We start from the raw sequence: 4620 nt of genomic DNA, 5'->3' as shown, positions 1-4620 counted from the left end.
GCGCCGGGCTAAAAAAGAAGGACGCAATTTGCGGCTAGCAAAAAACTATCAAAAGCAGCGTTTAGTTGTAGCTAAACTGCACGACAAGATCAGAAGACAGCGTAATGACTTCTTGCAAGAACTCTCAACTGCACTAATCAAAAACCACGATTTAGTAGTTGCCGAGGAACTAAGAAGCAGAAATCTGTTAAAGAATCATGCCCTGTCTCAAGCTATTTCAGATGTTGGTTGGCGTAGCTTCCTGAACATGCTGGCTTATAAGGCAGATCTATATGGCAAAGAATTTCTAACAATTGATCCTAAGTACACCACCCAAAGATGCCATCAATGTGGCAGTATTATGGGCCAAAACGGTTATAAGAAATTAGCCCTTAAGGATCGGGAATGGACTTGTCCAATCTGTCAGACGCATCATATTCGTGATTGGAATGCGGCAGTGAATATTCTAGAAAAAGGATTAGGCAAGTGGCAGAATCCTAAAATAAAAGAAAAAAGCAGCCTAAGCTAGGCTGCAGTCCGCTAGCAATTCGCGGACTTAAAAGGCTTTGGTAAATAGACGACCTCTATCGGCAATAGTCAAAAGACTATTGCTGGTAAGTCAAGTCCGTATCTAAGCAAGTTGGTGTTCTGGTTAGCGTAAGCTAACGAGCCACTAAGCCCTAGACTTCAGTCTAGGGTAGTTGACTATACAAGGTTTCTTAACGTGATGGTAGTTCTTTTGAAACAATTATGTAACATTCAGAAGGTATTATATTAACCGTCAACTGATTTAAGAAATCAATTAAATTTGAAACAAATGTTAAATAAACGAAATCTATAATTTAAGGGAGACAATTAATTTTGAATTTAAAACGTACTTTAGTTAAATACACTGCAGCTTTATCAATTTTCTTTACAGGTATCTCAGCTATTAATGTTCCAGCTACTGTTCACGCTGACGAAGTTTCAACCAGTACTGTAAATACTGACAATTCAATGTCAGATATCGAAACTTCAACTCCAGCTGCAAGTACCGTTAAGAAGACTTCTGCTGTTACTAAGAAGCGTAACGCAATTGTTAAGCTTGCTAAGAAGGAAATCGGTAAACCTTACGTTTGGGGCGCAGCGGGCCCTTACGCATTTGACTGCTCAGGTTTAACTTCATACGTTTACAAGAACGCAATTAACAAGACTTTGCCAAGAACTACTTACGGTCAAATCACTCTTGGTAAGACTGTTTCAGTTTCAACTAAGACGCTTAAGAAGGGTGACTTGTTATTCTGGGGTAACTACCACGTAGGTATCTACATTGGCGGTGGCAAGTTCGTTCACGCTCCAGCTCCTGGTCAAAATGTTAAGACTCAAACCTTAGCATCATTCTTCCCATCATCAGCTAAGCGTGTTATCGACTAATTACATTTAAAGTTATGTCTTTCTAAAGATTATTAGTAAAAGGAGTTAGGTGAATTTCACCTAGCTCTTTTTTTTACATAGTAAATTATTTTTAGTTCTATGTGGTTCATCTATGTCATTTGACTGTTTTTGAAGAAATGTAAGCCGTTTAATATTTATTAAATTAGTATTACTTTTGTAACATTCATGTAACATAAGGCATTTATTATAGAGTCTGTTGAATAGTTAATTAAGTTTAAAGATTTTCCGATAAAATAAATTTTCGTTACCAAAATATAAAAATCTAATAACTTGTGATATAGATATAAACATAATAGGAGAATATATGAATATTAAAAGTAATTTTGTAAAAGTTACTGCAGCTGCTGCTTTAACTCTGACCGGTGTAGCTACAGTAAGTGCTGTTAAGCCAGATTCAACTACTGCTAATGTTCAAGCTGCTACTACTAGAGTAAAGATCAATTATGTTCCAGGTTATGGTGTTAATATCTGGGATAATTACAACCATGGTCATTTTACTGGTCAACGTGCACCACACGGCACTACTTGGAATGTTATTAACCAAGCAACTGATAAGAAGGGTCGTACTTGGTACCAAGTTGGTGAAGGCCAATGGATCATGGCTCAATACACTGTGCCAGCTAATTCCAAGAAGGCTAAGAAGTCAGTTCAAGCAACTGGTGATGCATCAGCTATTGTTACTTTAGCTGAAGCACAACTTGGTAAGAATTACGTATGGGGCGGTACCGGTGCCAACGGTTTTGACTGTTCAGGTCTTACTTCATACGTTTACTCAAAGGCTGCTGGTGTGAACATCGGTAGAACTACTTACGATCAAGTTAAGCAAGGTTCAACTGTTTCTATGAATAACCTTCAACCTGGTGATTTGCTTTTCTGGGGTTCAGCTTCAGCTCCATATCACGTAGGTATTTACGTTGGTAACAATCAATACATTCACGCAGCTACACCTGGTCAAGGCGTTATCAAGCAAACTTTGAGTAGTTACTTCTACCCAAGTGTTGCTAAGCGTGTTTTATAAAAAAGATTATTAATCAAAAGTGAGCTATGTTTTAGCTCACTTTTTGCATTATTAAATACTAATCGTTGTTAGTTGCTCTTTTTCTGCGTAAATGCAATAATGAAGTCGTTAGTTATAAAGTAGTAAGTTTTGCTACTAAGGGGATTGAAGAATGACTAAACATAAATTATTTAAGTTGGGAGCAGCTGCGGCACTTACTGTCACAGGTGTCTCTGCGATTACGTCGCTGAAAACTGTCCGCGCAGCCAACTTTACTGCGATTAAGAGGGTAAAGATTAATTATTTACCCGGTAAGGGCTTAAACATTTGGACTAATTATAATAAGGGTAAGTTCATGGGTTACCGTGCAAAAGACGGTACTATTTGGAACGTTGCCGAAACTGCTGTAGATAAGAAAGGTAACCTTTGGTATAAGGTTGGTACGCGTGAATGGATTGAAGCGCGTTACACCGTTGATGTCGGGATGGACACTCCGGCTTCCACCAATGCCAAAACTAAGGACAAGGTAACCAACGTATCTACCAAGAAGAAGACGACCAAAAAGTCAAAGAAGACGAGCAAGAAAACAACGACGAAAGTTAATAACGTTATTTCTTTGGGTACTGTAACTAAGAAAAGTACCAAGAAGTCGACTAAGACTAAGTCTAAGGCCGCTAAGGTGAAGAAGGCTAAGCAAATTGTTGATGCGGCAGTGAAAAAGACTAGTAAAAAGTTAACTACCAAGAAGGTTGCATCAACGCAAGCCTCAAGTAAGGCCGGTGCCATCGTTGCTTTAGCTAAGCAACAAGTTGGTAAGCCTTATGCATGGGGTGCTAATGGTCCAGACAGCTTTGACTGCTCTAGCTTGGTGCAATATGTCTTTAAGAATGCGGCTGGTATGAACTTACCTCGCACGACTTATGATCAAGTTAAGGTTGGTCAAACAGTTTACCAAAAGAGTCAGGCTAATGGTCAACCTGTTTCCGCAAGCAATTTACAAGTAGGAGATTTGTTGTTCTGGGGTTCAGAAAGCGCACCATATCACGTAGCCATTTACATTGGTAATAATCAATATGTCAATGCGGCAACACCTGAACAAGGTACGATCTTGCAGACAATGACTAGTTACTTTGCACCAACGATTGTTAAGAGAGTTTTATAATTTGAATATTAAAAAAGTAGTTACTATGTATTAATTGCAAAGTAACTACTTTTTATTTTCTACTTCAAATGCCCTTTTTGTCTAAAAAATCTAAAGGTATAAGTGTAATATTTGCCCCTTTTTACCTTATACTTGTGAGTGTTCTAATATCTAATAATCGATTATCTTGTATTAGATTTGCTCATTTTGTATAATAATGGCACAGGAACAAGTTCCTAATGAGCGGTCGGCTCATGGTCAATCTGATATTTCAATAGGACGTAAGGGCCTAACAGGTTGCGAGAACCAGAACTAATCTCGATATTTAATCTTGGACATAAGGGCCAAGCAGGTGGCAGACACCAGAACTAAACCGACCATGATGAGTTCGCACATTATGTGTGGACTCATTTTTTTTGGAGAGAATAATGCGTAAAAAATACAATTATAGAAAATTAAGACCTAGAGAATATTCATACATTAACCGGTTCTTAGATGATATTCATAGAGCTGCTGTTTTTTATGAGGCTACTTTTGTTAATAAGAAAGTAACGTTTTATACGGCTAAGACTTCAATTACAGTGATTGCATCTGTTACTAATTTTATGCACTTATGTGGTGTTTCATATTTAAGGGGTAGTAAGAATTTTTTCCTTAGTGCTAAATACAGAAAAATAGATTTAGACAAAGTTTTGATCAAAAAAGACGGAACTACGTTTCAAAAATTACAAGTTTTAAGCGCATTTCCTGAATTGATTAGTGGCAATGTTAGGTTAACTGGTCGGGGAAGATTTTTGGTGCTCGACTATGATTATGCATTACGTACGTCTAGACAACTTTTGGCATTAACACTGATAAATCAAAGTGCAAAAGCAATTCCACAATCATTATTAAACTTTCATAAAAAGATGTTTGAGAAAGGTGCCTCAGTTGTTAGAATTGAATCACAAGATTTTAATGAAAAACGCCCGAAAATCCCCGTATTTTAATGCGGGGATGGATAGGGCCAAGCTGACCTAGCAGTCAGCTTTTTTTATTCTAAAAATAGAGACATACGTTCGACTTCCCT

General features: G+C 37.6%; 5 protein-coding genes. All 5 read left to right on the top strand.

Annotated elements, in window-relative coordinates:
* A partial coding sequence (locus B5E95_RS10200) for an RNA-guided endonuclease InsQ/TnpB family protein (protein WP_143437602.1) occupies window positions 1-508 on the top strand: 508 nt, incomplete at its 5' end.
* Between the two features lie 332 nt (window positions 509-840).
* Window positions 841-1392 carry a C40 family peptidase gene (locus B5E95_RS10195; protein ID WP_025006326.1) on the top strand — a complete coding sequence of 184 codons (552 nt, stop codon included), beginning with the start codon at window positions 841-843 and terminating at the stop codon, window positions 1390-1392.
* A gap of 325 nt (window positions 1393-1717) precedes the next feature.
* A complete protein-coding gene (locus B5E95_RS10190) occupies window positions 1718-2431 on the top strand; it encodes a C40 family peptidase (protein WP_087176935.1) in 714 nt (237 codons plus the stop codon).
* Between the two features lie 151 nt (window positions 2432-2582).
* The gene (locus B5E95_RS10185; protein WP_087236563.1) at window positions 2583-3572 is read left to right on the top strand and encodes a C40 family peptidase; all 990 of its coding nucleotides are present in this window, start codon (window positions 2583-2585) and stop codon (window positions 3570-3572) included.
* Window positions 3573-3979: 407 nt separating this feature from the next.
* Window positions 3980-4540 (top strand): PBECR4 domain-containing protein, encoded by a 561-nt coding sequence (locus B5E95_RS10180; RefSeq protein WP_087176937.1) that lies wholly within the window; start codon window positions 3980-3982, stop codon window positions 4538-4540.
* The last annotated feature ends 80 nt before the right edge of the window (window positions 4541-4620 follow it).

The organism is Lactobacillus gallinarum (assembly GCF_002160635.1).
GTDB lineage: Bacteria > Bacillota > Bacilli > Lactobacillales > Lactobacillaceae > Lactobacillus > Lactobacillus gallinarum.
The sequence above is the reverse complement of the archived record's forward strand: the minus strand, read 5'-3'. Positions and strand labels throughout refer to the sequence as shown.

Coding starts and splice junctions, on each gene's coding strand:
- B5E95_RS10185 (WP_087236563.1), top strand. CDS start 2,583: ATGACTAAACATAAATTATTTAAGTTGGGAGCAGCTGCGGCACTTACT.
- B5E95_RS10190 (WP_087176935.1), top strand. CDS start 1,718: ATGAATATTAAAAGTAATTTTGTAAAAGTTACTGCAGCTGCTGCTTTA.
- B5E95_RS10180 (WP_087176937.1), top strand. CDS start 3,980: ATGCGTAAAAAATACAATTATAGAAAATTAAGACCTAGAGAATATTCA.